At 60.3% G+C, this 16,754-nt stretch carries 14 protein-coding genes; 5 read left to right on the plus strand and 9 right to left on the minus strand.

Going from position 1 to position 16,754, the window contains the following annotated elements:
* Positions 1-2: 2 nt before the first annotated feature.
* On the plus strand, positions 3-1,073 hold the full coding sequence (ligD, locus tag BM399_RS07225; protein WP_244531141.1) for a non-homologous end-joining DNA ligase: 1,071 nt from the start codon (positions 3-5) through the stop codon (positions 1,071-1,073).
* Between the two features lie 240 nt (positions 1,074-1,313).
* On the opposite strand, the gene ku is transcribed toward ligD, so the two are convergent.
* The 4 genes from ku to betB all read right to left on the minus strand — a co-directional run bounded on the left by ku (position 1,314) and on the right by betB (position 5,790).
* Positions 1,314-2,219, minus strand: a complete 906-nt coding sequence (ku, locus tag BM399_RS07230) for a non-homologous end joining protein Ku (RefSeq protein ID WP_092866630.1) — start codon at positions 2,217-2,219, stop codon at positions 1,314-1,316.
* Positions 2,220-2,324: 105 nt separating this feature from the next.
* Positions 2,325-2,519: a hypothetical protein gene (locus BM399_RS07235; RefSeq protein WP_177228079.1), complete on the minus strand. Its 195-nt coding sequence runs from the start codon at positions 2,517-2,519 to the stop codon at positions 2,325-2,327.
* A 102-nt stretch (positions 2,520-2,621) separates the two neighbouring features.
* Entirely contained in the window at positions 2,622-4,283 is a 1,662-nt protein-coding gene (betA, locus tag BM399_RS07240) for a choline dehydrogenase (protein ID WP_092866633.1), read from the minus strand.
* A gap of 46 nt (positions 4,284-4,329) precedes the next feature.
* Complete coding sequence (gene betB / locus BM399_RS07245) at positions 4,330-5,790, minus strand: betaine-aldehyde dehydrogenase (RefSeq protein WP_092866636.1); 1,461 nt, start codon at positions 5,788-5,790, stop codon at positions 4,330-4,332.
* A 372-nt stretch (positions 5,791-6,162) separates the two neighbouring features.
* Between betB and BM399_RS07255 the strand changes: the two genes are divergently transcribed.
* From BM399_RS07255 to choV, 4 genes are all read left to right on the plus strand, one after another.
* The gene (locus tag BM399_RS07255) at positions 6,163-7,206 is read left to right on the plus strand and encodes a GlxA family transcriptional regulator (protein WP_092866642.1); all 1,044 of its coding nucleotides are present in this window, start codon (positions 6,163-6,165) and stop codon (positions 7,204-7,206) included.
* A 270-nt stretch (positions 7,207-7,476) separates the two neighbouring features.
* Positions 7,477-8,403 carry a choline ABC transporter substrate-binding protein gene (choX, locus tag BM399_RS07260; RefSeq protein ID WP_092866645.1) on the plus strand — a complete coding sequence of 309 codons (927 nt, stop codon included), beginning with the start codon at positions 7,477-7,479 and terminating at the stop codon, positions 8,401-8,403.
* 91 nt (positions 8,404-8,494) lie between these two features.
* Positions 8,495-9,349 (plus strand): choline ABC transporter permease subunit, encoded by an 855-nt coding sequence (gene choW / locus BM399_RS07265; protein WP_092868101.1) that lies wholly within the window; start codon positions 8,495-8,497, stop codon positions 9,347-9,349.
* On the plus strand, positions 9,346-10,536 hold the full coding sequence (choV, locus tag BM399_RS07270) for a choline ABC transporter ATP-binding protein (protein WP_092866648.1): 1,191 nt from the start codon (positions 9,346-9,348) through the stop codon (positions 10,534-10,536). The genes choW and choV overlap by 4 nt, the downstream gene beginning before the upstream one ends.
* A 10-nt stretch (positions 10,537-10,546) precedes the next feature.
* Here choV and BM399_RS07275 read toward each other — a convergent pair whose 3' ends face one another.
* The 5 genes from BM399_RS07275 to BM399_RS07295 are packed head-to-tail and all read right to left on the minus strand — an operon-like array spanning position 10,547 to position 16,754.
* Positions 10,547-11,662 carry an FAD-binding oxidoreductase gene (locus tag BM399_RS07275; RefSeq protein WP_092866651.1) on the minus strand — a complete coding sequence of 372 codons (1,116 nt, stop codon included), beginning with the start codon at positions 11,660-11,662 and terminating at the stop codon, positions 10,547-10,549.
* A 6-nt stretch (positions 11,663-11,668) separates the two neighbouring features.
* Positions 11,669-12,949 (minus strand): aromatic ring-hydroxylating oxygenase subunit alpha, encoded by a 1,281-nt coding sequence (locus BM399_RS07280; protein WP_092868102.1) that lies wholly within the window; start codon positions 12,947-12,949, stop codon positions 11,669-11,671.
* 25 nt (positions 12,950-12,974) lie between these two features.
* A complete protein-coding gene (locus tag BM399_RS07285; RefSeq protein ID WP_092866654.1) occupies positions 12,975-13,760 on the minus strand; it encodes a hypothetical protein in 786 nt (261 codons plus the stop codon).
* Positions 13,753-14,877: an electron transfer flavoprotein subunit alpha/FixB family protein gene (locus tag BM399_RS07290; RefSeq protein WP_092866657.1), complete on the minus strand. Its 1,125-nt coding sequence runs from the start codon at positions 14,875-14,877 to the stop codon at positions 13,753-13,755. Before BM399_RS07290 ends, BM399_RS07285 begins: the two co-directional genes overlap by 8 nt.
* Entirely contained in the window at positions 14,874-16,754 is a 1,881-nt protein-coding gene (locus BM399_RS07295; RefSeq protein WP_092866660.1) for a (Fe-S)-binding protein, read from the minus strand. Before BM399_RS07295 ends, BM399_RS07290 begins: the two co-directional genes overlap by 4 nt.

A 16,754-nucleotide genomic window follows, 5' to 3' on the forward strand; every position in this document is an offset into this window, starting at 1 on the left:
GCGTGACCGCGAAGACCAACATTTCAGGGCGCGTATCAAAGCACGCGACCGCATCAACGGTCGCAAAGCGCCGCCGCCCTTTTAGCGCGCCGCCGATTGCTGGCGCGGTCAAATCGGCGATGCCGGCCTTTGTCGCGCCATGTCTGGCAACACTTGTTGCGAAGCCGCCGGTTGGCGATGACTGGGTGCATGAGATCAAGTTCGACGGTTATCGCATTCAGGCGCGCATCGAGAAGCAGTCGGTGCGGATGCTGACGCGGAACGGCCTCGACTGGACGGAACGTTTCGGCAAACTTCCCGAACTTCTGGCTGAGTTTCATGATGGCTCGGCGATCATCGACGGAGAGCTCGTCGCCGATGACGCTTCAGGTCATTCGAGTTTTTCAGCTCTCGCCGATGCGCTCAAAAGCGGACGCAGCGAAAAGTTCGTGTTGCACTGCTTCGACCTCCTTTATCTGGACGGCATGAACCTGCTCGACGCCGAACTCGGCGATCGCAAAGCCGCGTTGCAGAGGCTCTTCTCGGGCAAATCAAAGACCGGACAAATCCGCTACAGCGAGCACCTTGCCGTGGACGGCGCGCAGATGCTTGCGCATGCCTGCAAGCTCGGGCTCGAAGGCATCATTTCAAAACGCATCGACCGGCCCTATCGCTCTGGCCGTCATGACGACTGGCTCAAATCGAAGTGCGTCCAGGTCGATGAGTTCGTCATCCTCGGATATCTCAAATCTAAAGCCGCACCCAATGCGGTCGGTGCGCTCGTCGTCGGCTATTACGAGCGGAAGCGGCTCGTCTATGCGGGACGTGTCGGCACGGGATACACGAACAAGACTGCAAGCAGCTTGATGCGCACGTTGAAGCCGATGCGCATCGACGCTCCTTCTTTCGCCTCATCGCTCACGAACCTGCAGCGGCGAGACGTGACGTGGGTGACGCCCACGCTTGTCGCGCAAATCGAATATCGCGCGTGGACCTCCGATGGCCTGTTGCGGCACGCAGCCTTCAAGGGGCTGCGCGAAGATAAGCCCGCGACCGACGTTCGCCGCCCCGCAATAAAATCCATCATTGAATGAAGTTGGTCAGAACGGCAGAAACAGCTGCTGGGTGAAATGCGGGATCATCATGATCCACATCCAGAGCGCAAAAATGGGGTGCATGGAAACCTCCTGAAATTGCCAACGCAATCAGGCAACAACGCTTCCTGTACTCACATTTATTGATAAGACGCGGCGTCCATGGACATCGATAATATGATCGAGCAGCGAACTTCGCGACGCACACAACGTAGCACGAGTCTGTTGTTTTCCGTCTTTTTATCCGCGTGCGCGCGATTTTTTCTTCGGCGTTTTTGCGGGAGCGCGCTTCACCGGTTCGCGCTTTTGGCGGGACGCCGCGGTCTTGGTTTTCGATGGCGCAGCCGGTTTCGATCCCGACTTTTCAGTGGAGCGGCGCAGAGCCTCCATGAAATCGATGACCGTTCCGCCTGACGGCTGTTCCTCGCCTCCGGAAACTTCGGTCGAGAGGCCGCCCTCAACCTTTTCCTTCACGAGTTTGCGCAGCGCTTCGGCGTAATGGTTCTTGAAGTCGGCCGGATTGAATTTTCGCGTACGCTCGTCGATGAGTTGTTTCGCCATACCTACGAGCTCGGGACGAAGCTTTTCGTTGCCGATCCCGTCAAAGATCTCGTCGGCGTCGCGCACTTCGCTGGCATAGCGCAACGTTTCGATCATCAGGCCGTCGCCGCAAGGCTTCATTGCGATCAGATTCTCGCGGCCTCGCATCGTCAGCTGGCCGACGCCGTATTTCTTGGTGGCCCGGAGCGCGTCGCGGATGATGCGATATCCTTCCTCGGCGACGTCTCCATCGGGCAGAACGTAATACGGGTTGTCGAAGTACAGCGGATCGATGGAGCAGGCTTCGACGAATTCGGTCAGCTCGACGGTGTGGCGTGTCGATAGCTTCAGCTTGTCCAGTTCATCCGCATCGAAGAGGACATAGTTGCCATCATCAAGCTCATAGCCCTGAACGATGTCGGACTGCGGCACGACCTTGCCGCTCTCGCCCGCCACTTTCTGATAGCGAATACGCTGCTTCGATTTTTTGTCGACCTGATGCAGGGCGATCTTGTCTTCGGATGCGGTCGCGCTAACCAACCTGATGGGAATGGTAACGAGCGCCAAGCGCAAATGTCCTTTCCAGAAGGACCGCGCGGTTGCCATCGTTAAACTCCTCGAGAACGCAGTACAGGATAGCAGGATAGCATGCCTCAGCGTTCGTCGGAACGCGGTCGCAACGTTCGAGGTTCCCTCCGTCAGGTTTCCGGGTCAGCTTCCGGCGGTCGTCGCGACCCAATCGTACGGGCGCTTCAAGTTCCGGCGGTGGGCCTCGGCGGCTTCCCGCGTCTGGAACGTCAATGCCATGCCTGGATCGCTCGTTTCCCCGCCATTTACGCCGAGATAAACGGCAGGCCGGCCCGCGTACACAACGTCCGGTTTTCGCTCGACCAGCAGCCATCTCATCGCGCACCTCCGTCCCCGGAAGGTAAGCTTAATCCGGCATTCATCCTAGAGAGAACGCGCGTGTCAGGTCCGGCGTTGCTCCCGCCGCCTAATCAAAATTTCTTAACGCTGGCTGGTCTGGTAGTTGGGATTGACCCACACCGGAACTTCCTCGCGCGGCAAAGGCGTCCGGCCCCGGATAACGTCGGCCAATTTCTCAGCCATCATGATCGTCGGGACGTTCAGATTGCCGCTCACGACGTCGGGCATGATCGAAGCGTCGACGACGCGCAGACCCTCGATGCCGTGAACCCGCGCTTTGCCGTCGACGACCGCCATATCGTCCGTCCCCATCCGGCAGGAGCAGGACGGATGGTACGCGCTTTCGGCCTTCGCCCGAATGAATGCATCGATATCCGCGTCGCTGTTGCTCGCCGGGCCCGGCGTCAGCTCATCACCGCGATAATGATCAAATGCCTTCTGAGAGAATATCTCGCGCGTCAGACGGATGCCGGCGCGCATCTCTTTGCGATCCTGCTCCGTCTGCATGTAGTTGAAGAGCACGCGCGGGTACTGGCGCGGATCGGACGATTTGAGTTTCACGTATCCGCTGCTCGTCGGGCGCATCGGTCCGATGTGCGCCTGAAATCCATGGCCTTTCGCGGCAGACGAACCATCGTAGCTGATCGCCATCGGGAAGAAGTGATATTGCAGGTCAGGGTGGAGGACTCCGGGCTCACTGCGAATGAAGCCGCCCGATTCAAAATGGTTGGTCGCGCCGAGGCCCTTCCCCGTCAATATCCATTCGATGCCGATCTTCAGTTTCGCCAGCGGATTGTTGGCGCTGTAAATCGAGACCGGCTCCTTGCATTCGTATTGGACGTAGGCTTCGATATGGTCTTGCAGGTTCTCTCCCACGCCCGGCACGTGCTCCACCACAGGAATGCCAAGCTTCTTCAACTCGTCGGCGTTGCCAATTCCCGACAACATCAGGATTTGTGGCGAATTGATCGCGCCGCCGCTGACGATCACTTCGCGCGTGGCGCGAGCGGACTGAAGACGTCCATTCCGGCTGTATTCGACGCCGACCGCTCGTTTGCCTTCGAAGAGGATGCGCGTGACGAGAGACTTCGCCTTGACCTCGACGCCGCCGCGCTTTTGTGCCGGGCGGAGGTAAGCCTTCGCAGCACTCCATCGCCGTCCTTTGTAGACGGTCATGTCCATCCGGCCGAGGCCTTCCTGCTGGCGGCCATTCATATCTTCGGTAACGGGATAGCCTGCCTGACGGCCCGCCTCGACGAATGTATCGTAGAGCGGATTTGTGCAGGGTGCGGTGGTCACGTAGAGCGGACCCGAGCTGCCGCGATAGGCATCACCGCCTTTGAGCCGCGTCTCGGATTTCTTGAAGTACGGGAGACAATCGAAATAGCTCCAGTCTTGAAGACCCTGACGCCGCGCCCAGGCGTCATAATCGAAGGCATGCCCGCGAATGTAGATCATGCCGTTGATCGATGACGAACCACCGACGACGCGGCCGCGCGGACAGTACATCTTCCGGTTATCGAGAAACGGTTCCGGCTCCGACTCGTACCACCAATTGTATTTGGTGCCAGCTAGCGGATAGGCGAATGCGGACGGCATGTGAATGAAAATGCTGTGGTCCTGCGGCCCTGCTTCCAGAACCAATACGCGGGTGTCCTGATCTTCCGTCAGGCGATTGGCGAGCACGCACCCGGCCGACCCGGCGCCGACAATGATATAATCGAAGTCTTGGGCAGTGCTCATCTCTGGACAGATCCCCAGGTCTTAGGAGTGAAGCCTAGCATTCTCGTCATTCATAGGGGCATTGGACGTCGCCGAGCTCGACGTAGACGCTCTTCAACTGCGTGTAGTGATCAATCGCGGCTTGCCCGTTCTCATGACCGAAACCAGACTCCTTGATGCCGCCGAACGGCATCTCGACCGGAGTCACATTGTAGTTGTTGATCCAGCAGATGCCGGCTTCGAGACGCGCTGCAACACGATGTGCGCGCGCGAGGTCTCGCGTGAAGACGCCGGCCGCCAAGCCAAAGCGGGTGGCGTTCGCGCGGGTGATGACGTCATCCTCATCGCGGAACTTCAGAACCGACATCACCGGTCCGAAGATCTCCTGGCGGACGATGCTCATATCGTCGGTGCATTCGGTAAACACGGCTGGACGTACGAAATTCCCGCGGGCGAGTTCGTCCGCGTCGACGCGCTCACCGCCGTAGCAGAGGCGCGCGCCCTCCTTCTGGCCCGCCGCGACAAAGCCCAGGACGCGATCCATGTGCACTTGCGAGATCAGGGCGCCGACCTGCGTCTCAGGCGCCAAAGGATCGCCGATGCGCAGTTTCTTCGTGCGCTCGACGACCATATCGACGAAGCGATCGTGAATGTCCTCGTGGACGTAGACGCGCGTGCAGTTCGTGCAGATTTCGCCCTGCGTATAGAAATTGCCGAGCATCGCCGCAGATACCGCCTGGCGCAAATCCGCATCCGGAAAGACGAGAAGTGCCGACTTACCGCTCAGCTCCATCGTCGTTCGCTTCAAGGAGGCTGCCGCTGCCGCGAGGATTTTCTTCGCCGTTCCGACAGATCCCGTCAGCGAGATCTTGGCGACACGCGGGTCCGACGTCAGCAGAGTTCCCGTCCGCGCGTCGCCGTGCAGGACGTTGAAGACACCGTCGGGAACGCCTGCCTCCGTATAGATTTCGGCGAGCTTTGCCGATGTCGTCGGCGTCAGTTCCGACGTCTTGAAGATCATCGCGTTGCCGCAGGCCAATGCGGGCGCCGACTTCCAACACGCGATCTGGATAGGATAATTCCACGACCCGATGCCGACACATATGCCGATGGGTTCGCGGCGCGTATAAACAAAGGCGTTATTCAGCGCGATCTGCTCGCCGCGCAATGAGCCGGCGACTCCGGCGAAATATTCGATGCAGTCGGCGCCGCTCACGATATCGACGGCTTCCGCTTCCTGAATTGGCTTGCCGGTGTCTTGGACTTCAAGGCGAGCCAGCTCGTTATTGCGGTCGCGTAATATGCGGGCGGCCTTATTCAGAATGCGGCCACGCTCGGCGCCCGATATGGCGGACCAACGCTTTAATCCTTCCTCGGCCGAACGCAGTGCAGCATCGACCTCCGGCTCAAGCGCGATTTCAACGCGCGAGATGAGCTTCCCGGTTGCGGGATTCGTGTTTTCGAAAGTTTCGGCGGCTTTGGAGGCGGTGTACCGGCCCCCGATGTAGCTCTGCAGCACGTGCACCATGAATACTCAATTGCCTAGGAATTCAGCTGAACGAGATGTCTTTCTCGCCGATGGTGAAAGCTATTAGTGCGCACGTTTCCGCCGCTTCCCAAAGCCTTCTTTCCTATGCGGCCTCAGCCTTTTCCGAGCTATCTCAGATACGACGCAAATGACTTCGGCGGCGACAGCGGACGTAAACTCCGTCAGCGCCAATGGAATGTCGGCGGAATGCGTTATCTGAACTTGTCAAAATGCGACTTGGTGCTACTATTTGCGTTCGGGGTTCTGCTCGCAAACCTTGTCGCCTTGGCTTTATGCCAGGAGCGGCAAGCCCCAGACGCACTGATCACGACATAATCTAGCCTTCCCGTTTGACGTGGGAGCTTTTGCGACGTGAACGAAGTTCCGGCGAAGTTGAGCGCGATCCGCAGGATCGGATTCTTGACTTTAGACGAATACACCATGATCGCCGTCTCAAGCGCGATCGAAGTTCTTCGGATGGCCAACCGCTTAAGCGGCCAAACCCATTACTCTTGGACAATTCTTACACTCGATGGCCGGCCTGTGCCGTCGAGCAACGGAATGTCGTATTCCAGCGCCGCCACTTACGATGCCGCGGACGATCTCGACATGGTGCTCGTTTGCGGCGGCACCAACGTCGCGAACTTCGTCAACGACAAGGTCGTCAATCTTCTCCGCCGCATAGCGCGTGACGGGGTCGTGCTCGGCGGGCTGTGCACCGGCACTTATGCACTCGTGAAATCAGGCCTTCTCGACGGCTACAAGTGTACCATCCATTGGGAAAATATGGCCGGACTTCGCGAGTTTCACTCGCGGGTAAATTTCCAGGAAGAGCTGTTCGTCATCGATCGCGATCGCATGACCTGCACGGGCGGAATTGCCCCCATCGACATGATGCTCGCCCTCGTGCGCAGCAGCTTCGGCAAGACGCTCGTCGCCGAGATCTCCAATCAATTCATTCTCGAGCGCGTGCGAGACGGCTACGACCGGCAGCATATTCCGCTGGCAGCGCGCCTCGGATTTAACCACGGCGCCCTGGTCGATATCGCGGCGCTCATGGAAGCCAACTTCGAGGAGCCGTTGAGCGCCGTCGAACTCGCCAAGCTGGCGGGACTGTCTTTGCGTCAGGTTCAGCGAATGTTTCAGGAAACGCTCGATACGACGCCGACGAAATATTACCTGCAGCTTCGGCTGCGGCGCGCACGCGAATTGCTTCTCCAGTCGCAGATGTCCATCACGCAGATCTCCGTTTCCTGCGGCTTTCAATCGACCTGCCATTTCAGCAAGTCCTATCGCGCCCTTTACGGACGCACGCCGCGAAGCGAGCGTCAGCCGCAGAAGTCCGAGCCGCCGGCGTTCAACACATCGCCGGCACTCAGACGCGAAACGAGCCGCGCGCGACTGCCGTCGATCTGAGTTCGCCGATCTGGGGAGGCTGCGATTTTTGAAGCCCGGCTCAATAGAAACGACTTTCAAAACGAAAGGATGCCCGTTAGGCGCGTAAACGCAGAATCGCGTCGCAATTGTGAAATCGACGGCTATTGGCCGTGCTTAGCTTCGGGGGTTGCCCTCTCGGGTGACGCCATCAACAGATTGCCAACGCAGGAGGATCACCGGCTGTTGCTCCGATCCGATCAGGCGGTCTGTTGTCAGTAACACCTGGTATCGCCAACAACAGGAGTTGTCATGACACGCATCGCGATGGGGGTCGCCCTTGCCCTGGGTCTGGCCGCAACCACGGCACACGCAGAAAGCGCGAGTTGCAAGAAAGTCCGCTTCGCCGATGTCGGTTGGACGGATATTCAAGTCACGACCGCGACCGCTCAGAACCTGCTCGAAGCCCTCGGCTATGCGCCTGAGGTCAAAACGCTGTCGGTCCCGGTGACCTACGCTTCATTGAAGAACAAAGATATCGACGTATTCCTCGGCAACTGGATGCCGAGCATGACGGCCGACATCAAAGCCTACGTCGACGACAAATCCGTCGAGACGATCGGCGTCAACCTGAGCGATGCCGGTTATGGCCTCGTCGTTCCGCAGTACGTGGCGGACGCGGGCGTGAAGAGCCTGGCGGACCTCGGTGCTCATAAGGATAAATTCGGCGGCAAGATCTACGGCATCGAAGCCGGCAACGACGGCAATCGCATCATCAGCGGCATGATTGCCAAACCGGAAAACAACTTGGCAGGCTTCGAACTCGTCGAAAGCTCGGAAGCCGGCATGCTGACGCAAGCCGAAAAGGCAATGAAGAAGAAGGATTGGATCGTATTCCTCGGCTGGACGCCCCATCCGGTGATGGGCGAAATGAAGATCGCCTATCTCGACGGCATGGGCGACAGCGGCTTCGGCGCTGCCACCGTCAGCACCAACGTGCGCGCGGGCTACGAGAAGGAATGTCCCAACGTCGGTAAATTCCTCAGCAACCTCAAGTTCAATCTCGCCATGGAAGGCGCGATGATGGGACCGGTTCTGAAGGACGGCGCCGACCCCAAGGCAACCGCTCTCACGTGGCTGAAGGCCAACCCCGACGCCGCCACGCCGTGGCTCGAAGGCGTCACGACATTCGATGGGGGCGACGCCAAGGCTGCCGTTAAAGCCGCACTCGCGAAATAGCATCATCAACGACATCCACCCGACAAGTCCGGACGGCCGCATCTAGCGACCGTCCGATACGGGGATGAGCTTCAGCTCAGGGGGAGCGCCGATGGATCCCGTATCGAAGCTGATTGCCGCCTGGAAAATTCCGATAGGCCAGTTCGGCAAGTCCGTGTTCGATTTCGTAACGGACTATTTTCAGTGGCTGTTCGATGCCATTTCCGGGATTCTCGAGACGGTCGTCGACGGGACATCCGCTCTCCTTCTGCAAGTCCCGCCGGTCATCCTTGCCGTCGCTCTCGCCGGGTTCGCCTACTGGCTCAGGCGGTCCAAGCCGTTAGCCATCGGCGTGCTGATCGGTTTCCTCTTCATTCTGAACCAGGGTCTTTGGAAAGAAACCGTCCAAACGTTGGTTCTCGTCGTCGCCGCCACGGCTCTCTCGATGGCAATCGGGGTGCCGCTCGGCATATGGGCTGCTCACAACCCGAGGGTCTGGAAGGTGGCGCAGCCGCTTCTCGATCTGATGCAGACGATGCCGACGTTCGTTTATCTCATTCCCATTCTCATTCTGTTCGGGCTCGGCGCCGCGCCCGCGCTCATCGTAACGATCATCTTCGCCATGCCGGCGCCCGTGCGGATGACGTATCTCGGCCTGACATCCATTCCGAAGCCGATGCTCGAAGCCGGCGAAAGTTTCGGCGCGACGAAGCGGCAGCTCTTATGGAAGGTGGAGTTGCCGGCGGCCCTTCCCTCCATCATGGCAGGCCTGACGCAGTGCATCATGCTTTCGCTGTCGATGGTCGTCTTCGCGACACTGATCGGTGCGCCGAGCCTCGGCAATCCGGTCAATAAGGCTCTCGCCAACCGGAACATTCCGCTCGGCATCGAAGCGGGTCTCGCGCTCGTCATTCTCGCCATCATCCTCGACCGGGCGCTCTCCGTTCAAGCGGGAGTGCGAAAATGAACATCGCGGTCGACTTCAAGAACGTCGATATCATCTTCGGCAAGGACGTCCCGAAAACGTTGGCCATGGTGGATGCGGGCGCGACGCGCGCGCAAATCCTCGCCAAGACCGGCGCCGTGCTCGGCGCTGCCGGCGCCAATCTCACCGTGCATGAAGGCGAAATATCCGTCCTGATGGGGCTTTCGGGCTCCGGCAAATCGACATTGCTGCGCGCCGTCAACGGGCTCAACAAGGTGTCGCGCGGCGCTGTCCTGGTGAAGGACGGCGACCGGATGGTGGACATCGCCTCGTGCGATGCCACTACGCTCCGTCATATGCGGCAGACGCAGGTCGCGATGGTTTTCCAGCAGTTTGCGCTGCTGCCGTGGCGGACCGTGCGGGAGAATGTGGGGCTCGGCCTCGAACTCGCCGGCGTTCCGCATGCGGAGCTCACCGAGCGCGTGGACCGTCAGCTCAAACTCGTCGGGCTCGACACGTGGGCCGAGAAGCATGTGCATGAGCTTTCGGGCGGCATGCAGCAGCGCGTCGGCCTCGCCCGCGCCTTTGCAACGGACGCGCCGATCCTGCTGATGGACGAGCCGTTCTCGGCGCTCGATCCCCTCATCCGCACCAAGCTGCAAGACGAACTCTTGCAACTGCAGAAGTCGATCAAGAAGACGATCATCTTCGTCAGTCACGATCTCGAGGAAGCGCTCAAGATCGGCAATCGCATCACCATCATGGAAGGTGGGCGGATCGTGCAATCGGGCTCGCCGGAAGAGATCGTGCTCCAGCCTGCCGACGACTACGTGCGCGATTTCATCGCCAATGTTAATCCATTGTCGGTGCTGACTGCGTGGAACGTCATGCGCGACATGCGCGATCTCGAACAAGCGGGCGATGACTGGATCTGGCTCGACCGGCGAAAGACGACGAAATTCAAACTCGACGCGGCAGGCAAGGTGGAAGCCGCCGAGTGCGATGGCCGCCAAGCGGCTTGGGTGACATGCGGCGAGTGTGAAAAGCACGTCGACGAAGACTCTTCACCCGTCTATTGGGCAAGGCCCGGCACGAGCCTGAAGACAGTCATTCTCGCCATGCACAAGTCCGGCACCGCGCCCGTCGCGTTGTTCGACGACGAGGATCGCTTCGTGGGTGCCATCGGCATTCGCGACGTCCTGCAGGCCATCTTGCGCCGCAAGGATTGACGAGCGCGAATTACTTTTCGATCGTGATGTTCTCGAGCGGCTTGCTGCAGCAAATCAGGATCATGCCGGCGTCGATCTCGCGCTGGCGAATGCCGCCGCCGTGCGTCATCGCAACCTGACCTGAGAGCTTCTTGCTTTTGCACGTGCCGCACACGCCCTTGCTGCAAGAAAACGGAAGCCGCATTCCGGCGGCTCGCGCCGCATCGAGAATGAACTGATCCGGCCGGCAGTCGATCGTGCGGCCCGATCGCGTGAATTCGATTTTGAAGCTCCGACCGGGCGCTTCGGCTCCTGCCCCAGCAGCGGCGGATTCTGCTAGCGGCACGCCTTGCCGTTCGAACGAGAAGCTTTCTTCGTGGTAGTGCGCCATATCGAAAGCGGCGTCTCGCAACATGGCACGGACATTTGCCATGTAGGCTTCCGGCCCACAGCAGAAGACTTCGCGCTCAGCCAGATCGGGGACGATGGACTTCAGCAGCGGCAACGTGAGGTAGCCTGTCGGCGCACTCCAATCGCGGGCCTCGCCCTGCTTCTCGCATACGAACGCCGTTCTAAAGTTGCTGGTGCCGTGGGTCATCATCGCCAGCTCGTGGCGAAAAATGATGTCGCGCGGCGACCGCGCGCTGTGGACGAAGACCACATCATGATCTTCGCCGAGTTCGTAGAGCGTGCGCGCCATCGACATCAACGGCGTCACGCCGGAGCCGCCCGAGAGGAACAGGTATTTCGGGCCCGAGTGCAGCGTGCAGCTGAAGTCGCCCGATGGTCCGAGCGCCTTGATCTTCGAGCCTGGCTTCAAGTTATCGTGCAGCCAATTCGAGACCTTGCCGCCCGGATGGCGCTTCACCGTTATCGACAGCGTGTCGGGCCGCGTCGGCGGCGAAGAAATCGTGTAGCAGCGATTGATCACCGCGCCATCGATCTCGAGTTCGAGCGTGATGAACTGGCCAGGCCGGAAGCGGAAGAGACGCGGCGACTGCGTCCGGAACAGGAAGCTCTTGACGTCGTGCGTCTCCTGGCGCACGTGCGCGCACACGAGCGTATCGTCCTCATCGGCATTCCACTTGCCGGGCGTCGCGTCCCAAAGTTCCGGCCCCAGGCGGCTCGGCCGGCCTTTATCACTCATGATCGATCAGGCGCTCGCTGCAAATGGGCTGACGATTGCGGATTCCTGCCCCGTTTCCGTACGCAGACGCTTGAAGTACCAGGACATGAATTTTTCCACCAGCTCCTCCGTGTAGGGCGAATACGGGCCAGGCTGGTAGGCTGCGCTTTGCGAACCGATTTGCGTGCGCTCAACGAGCGATCCGTCCTGCTTGTTGGTTGCATGCCACACTTCGCTCAGCTCCTTCGGATCGTAGTCCCGGCCTTCGACCGCGTCCTTGTGAACGAGCCACTTCGTTCTGAGCAGTGTGCGCTCGGGATCTATCGGCAGCACGCTGAAGGTGACGATATGATCGCTCATGAAGTGATGCCAGGAATTCGGCTGGGTCCAGAACGACAAGCCGCCGAGATTGCGCTGCGTGAGGTCACCCAGCAATTTCTGGCATGCGACTTTGCTGTTCATCGTTTGCGATTCACCCGCCTTGTCGAGCGGCAGACGCTCGGTACGGAAGGCCGTGGCGCGGCTGTCCAGGAATTCGAGTTCGACGGAGGGAAGCCCGCACGATTCCCACCGTGCATGCTCGCGTTCAATCAGTTCCCGGAACGCATGAACCTCTTCGGCATTCTCCGGCGACGGCTGGTAGCCAAATCCGAATTCGTAGAGCGAGACCGTGAGCTCCGGATGGTTCGCCTTGCAATGATAGCATTCGCGGTTGTTCTCCATCGTGAACTTCCAATTGCCGTTCTCGATGAGATCTTCCTCGTACGCGATTTTGCAGTCGCTGATCCGATGCGGGAGAATATATGGCTCCATTTCCCGGCGCATCTGTTCGAAGTCCGCTGGCGGCTCGTCGGCAAGGCATATGAACAGGAGGCCCGCAACGTTTCCGACGTGCACCGTCTTCAGGCTGAATTGGCTGCGGTCGAATCCCTCGCCCATGTGCTCAGTGTGAATAAGATTGCCCCTTAAATCGTATGTCCACTGATGATAGGGGCAAACAACGTTGCCAACGCTGCCTTTATCGCCGTCGCAGAGGCGCGCGCCGCGATGGCGGCAAACGTTGTGAAAAGCGCGGATCGTCATGTCGTCGTCGCGCACAACGACAACCGACGTGCGGCCCAACGGCACCGTGAAATAATCTCCCGGCTCCGGAATGTCCGGTTCGACACCGACATAGATCCAGTGGCGTCCAAAGATGACGTCCATATCGAGGTCGAACACCTCTTTGTCCCGATAGAACGGCGCTTCGAGGCTATACCCCGGCCGGCGGCGTCCGATCATCGCCCGCAGTTCGTTGGATATTTGCATGTGATCCTCCCTTCGCACGGGCATGCTAGAAATCGACGAGACGATGTTCTCTCAGATAGTTCAGCATCACTTGTGCTTTATCGACGGTTGAGCCTTCAAAAGCGACAATGCCACCTTTCGCCTCGGCGACGACGGCCGCCTGCATCCGTGCGTGGCCGGACTTTGTTTCCCGCGCCTTGAGCCGAATGGGACGGCGTGACGCAGTCTCTACGGTCCACACGGGCTGCGCGACGCAAGTATCTGTGGGCGTTTCCGGAAACCGTTCGATGCGGCCGGAGAGGCGCCGAGCGTATGCATATTTCAGTTGAACGGGCGCGCGCGGATGAACGGCAATCACAAGCGGCAGAGCGCAACCGATGCGCCGCCGTTGCCCCTTCGGCAGGAACTGGCGAATTTCGACGTCCCAGCCCTCACCCGCGGTTTTTTGAACACGCGCGTCGAGGACGTTGCCTGCGACTGGGCGCGCGAGAGCCCGTGCCAGCGCGTACGGCAACAGCCCGCTGCCGGCGCCCGACTCCGCGTTGCTTCCCGTCAGGATGATATCGACGTTCTTCAGGTGGGCGGCAAGCGTCGCGACGGCATCGCCGCTGCTATCGAGCGGCAAGGCCTCGATCGTGCCTGCTCCAAGCGCCAGATAGTCCTGAAGCGACGGTTCTTCCGCGGCACCGGCGTGAACGACACGAAGGCCATCACCGGCCATCCGGCGGCCCAATGCCATCGCGACGGCATCCCCGCGGCAGGCTCGCGGCGCGCCGCTTACCGGATGCCGGCCGGCCGAGATCAGAGCCGCGACTGTGAAGGCATTACTCATCCTTCGACCTCGGAACTTCACCCTGGTTGCGTGCTTGCGATACCCGCGTGATCAGCGCCTGCATAAGCTCTTCGGCGTCGCCGATGACGGTGAGGTCGGCGCGCTTGACGATGGGTGCACCGCCGTCGCGATTGATGGCGATGACGTGCCGGCAGCCCTTGATGCCTTGCAGATGCTGAACCGCTCCTGAAATGCCGATTGCGAAATAGGTCGTCGCGTTCACCGACTTTCCGGATGCGCCAATTTGCTTGTCGCGGGAGAATTTGCCTTCATCGACTGCGACGCGGCTCGCGCCGATCGCAGCGCCGAGCGTGCGAGCGAGCGTGCCGAGCGTTTCGACGTTCTCTACGCCATTCCCGGCTGAGACGATGAAGTCCGCTTCTTCGAGTGCAATGTCAGCGGCCTCGGTCGGCTCGAGCCCGAGGTCGCGGTAAGCCTCGGTAACGCCCGGCAGTTTCGGAGCCGGCAAGAGCTCACCAGCGCCAGCGAACGGCAGCTTGGCGTCGACCACGCCGGGCGCGAGGAGGACGAAGCGCGGCAACGGCGCTTTCGCGATCTCCGCGCCACCGGACCAACTTACCGAGACGTGTCGCGCGTCCAATTCGATCACATGCGTTGCCGCGAAGGCATTGTCCTTGGCGATCAAACGGCGACCAAGGTCGCCATCCCCTCGCAGATTGTCGGGCATGAACACGTGCGCGGGTACGAATTCGTCCAACAGAACTTGGACGACCGCCTCTTCTCGTTGCGGCTGAAATCGGGTGGCGTCGAGGTCAGGAACAACGACAATCTTATCTGCGCCGAGTTCTCCGGCGTTCTCATGAAGTTCGCCGAGGATCACCGCGACGACGCCCGTGTCCGGCGTCGCGAGGATGCTTGCCGCCGCTATGGCTTCGCGCGCGTGATCGTCGAGGCGGCCGCGCTCGGAATGGGCGACGGCCATGTGCCAGCGCTTCGCCGGCTCGCGCGTGCGCAACGGTTTAGCCTGCTGCGTCTCATGTGCCGTCACGCCAATGTGCGGATCAGCGGATGCGATTTCTCCCAGCACGATACGGCGCAGCCCCGTGGGCGACATGCGGTAGGGCCGGCGCGGATTGATGCGTTTCACATCGCTCATGGGCGAGCCTCCAGCGAGGCGGCGGCAAGTTCGGCAATATCAAGTACCTCGGCGTGCGCTCCTGCGACGCCCTCCAGCATGGCGGTGCATTGCGGGCATGCGACGGCGATGACGTCCGCTCCGACATCGCGTGCATCGGCCATTCGAATATCTGGAATGCGTTGCTTGCCGGGAATATCGGTCAGCGGTGCGCCGCCTCCACCTCCACAGCATCTGCCGCGCAGACCCGAACGCTGCATTTCGCGCACTTCAATGCCGAGCTTTCGCAAGAGGGCGCGTGGGGCTTCCGTCTCACCGTTATAGCGGCCGAGGTAGCAGGGATCGTGATAGGTCAGCGCCCTCGCCTCGGGTGATTTTCCGAGCTGCAGCTTCCCTTGCTCGGCCAGCTCGGCAAGAAGGGCGGTGTGATGAATGACAGTGTATTTCCCGCCGAGCGCCGGATATTCGTTGCGCAAGCTGTGCAGCACATGCGGGTCGGACGTGACGATGCGTTTGAAATCGAGCGACGCAAACGTCTCGATATTCCGCTTCGCAAAAGACTGGAACGTCGCCTCATCGCCGAGACGGCGCGCGGTGTCGCCGGTATCGCGCTCACGCTCGCCGAGGACGGCAAAGTCAACTCTTGCAGCCTTCAGAAGTTTGACGAGCGCTCTGAGTGTCCTCTGGTAGCGCATGTCGAATGCGCCTTCGCCCGCCACAAGCAACAAATCTGCGGGCTTGCCTGGCTCGATTATCGGCACATCGAGATCGACGGCCCAGTTATATCGGGCGGCCCTCGCATGGCCGCCCTGGGTTTCGGTCTCGCGCAAGTTACTCAACGTTTCGGGCGCGGTTCCGGGCACCTCTCCCTGCGTGAGATTGAGGCTGCGGCGCATGCCGACAATCGCGTCGACGTGCTCGATCAGCATGGGGCACTCTTCGACACATGCCCGGCATGTCGTGCAGGACCACACCGTCTCCGCTTCAATCAGCTTCGGGACGATCGCGGCGGAAAGCTCCCCGTGATGCGATCCGATCGGGATGCCCGGATAGGGCCTTCCCGCATAGGCGCTATCGTTCGAGCCCGATAAGCCGGCGACGAGATCTTGAATGAGCTTTTTCGGATTGAGCGGCTGGCCTGCCGCAAAGGCCGGACAGGATTGCTCGCATTTCCCGCATTCGACGCACGCGTCGAAACTCAAGAGTTCCGTCCATAGAAAATCAGAAGGCTTACGCGTTCCGAAATCGTGATTGCTCAATTTCAGCGGCGAGAGTGCGGTTGATCGCACTCCCGCGAAGCGCTCGGGCCGGGGATGGAATGCGAGATGCAGGAGCCCTGCGACCGCGTGCTTCATCGGACCGCCGGCTCCGATCCCAAGCGCGAGTTCCGCCGATCCTGCAAGCAGGAGCGCGAGTGCAGCGATCGCTATTCCAGCAGACAGCGTTTGCGATGGCACCAACGTCAGAAGGGCAAGCCCGAGCGCGAACGCAGCCAACGTATAAGGCAACCTGTTCCAAGCGCCGCCGGACAGTCTGAGAGGGGGATGACGCCGCCTCATCCACACGAAATACACGCCCGTCAGCATGACGCCTGCGGCGAGTAGAATGGCCCAGTCCAATACCGGTGCATAAAGTCCGAGGCCGTAGTTGATCGCCACGAGCACCAGGGCCGCGAATGCACCGCCTGCCGTCGCGATGTGCGTGTTCGCGATGTACGGATCGCGGGCGACGACATGATGGAGATCGACGAAGTAACGTTTGGGAACAGCCAAGAGGCCCGCCCATTCGACGTCCGCTTCCCGGCCCGTTCGCCACAACCTCGCCCGGCGCGCCAAGCCTATCGCCAGCGTCGCGACAGACACCCAAAAGAGTACCGTGACGGCAACCGCAACGGACAC

Origin of the sequence: Hyphomicrobium facile, from assembly GCF_900116175.1 — a bacterium.
Classification (GTDB): Bacteria; Pseudomonadota; Alphaproteobacteria; order Rhizobiales; family Hyphomicrobiaceae; genus Hyphomicrobium_B; species Hyphomicrobium_B facile.

What these genes read in the sequence shown, in the direction of transcription:
- BM399_RS07290 (WP_092866657.1), bottom strand. Translation starts at nt 14,877, where the DNA reads ATGAGCGATGTGAAACGCATCAATCCGCGCCGGCCCTACCGCATGTCG.
- BM399_RS07285 (WP_092866654.1), bottom strand. Translation starts at nt 13,760, where the DNA reads ATGAGTAATGCCTTCACAGTCGCGGCTCTGATCTCGGCCGGCCGGCAT.
- BM399_RS07235 (WP_177228079.1), bottom strand. Translation starts at nt 2,519, where the DNA reads ATGAGATGGCTGCTGGTCGAGCGAAAACCGGACGTTGTGTACGCGGGC.
- choW (WP_092868101.1), top strand. Translation starts at nt 8,495, where the DNA reads ATGGATCCCGTATCGAAGCTGATTGCCGCCTGGAAAATTCCGATAGGC.
- choX (WP_092866645.1), top strand. Translation starts at nt 7,477, where the DNA reads ATGACACGCATCGCGATGGGGGTCGCCCTTGCCCTGGGTCTGGCCGCA.
- BM399_RS07280 (WP_092868102.1), bottom strand. Translation starts at nt 12,949, where the DNA reads ATGCAAATATCCAACGAACTGCGGGCGATGATCGGACGCCGCCGGCCG.
- betA (WP_092866633.1), bottom strand. Translation starts at nt 4,283, where the DNA reads ATGAGCACTGCCCAAGACTTCGATTATATCATTGTCGGCGCCGGGTCG.
- betB (WP_092866636.1), bottom strand. Translation starts at nt 5,790, where the DNA reads ATGGTGCACGTGCTGCAGAGCTACATCGGGGGCCGGTACACCGCCTCC.
- ku (WP_092866630.1), bottom strand. Translation starts at nt 2,219, where the DNA reads ATGGCAACCGCGCGGTCCTTCTGGAAAGGACATTTGCGCTTGGCGCTC.
- choV (WP_092866648.1), top strand. Translation starts at nt 9,346, where the DNA reads ATGAACATCGCGGTCGACTTCAAGAACGTCGATATCATCTTCGGCAAG.
- BM399_RS07275 (WP_092866651.1), bottom strand. Translation starts at nt 11,662, where the DNA reads ATGAGTGATAAAGGCCGGCCGAGCCGCCTGGGGCCGGAACTTTGGGAC.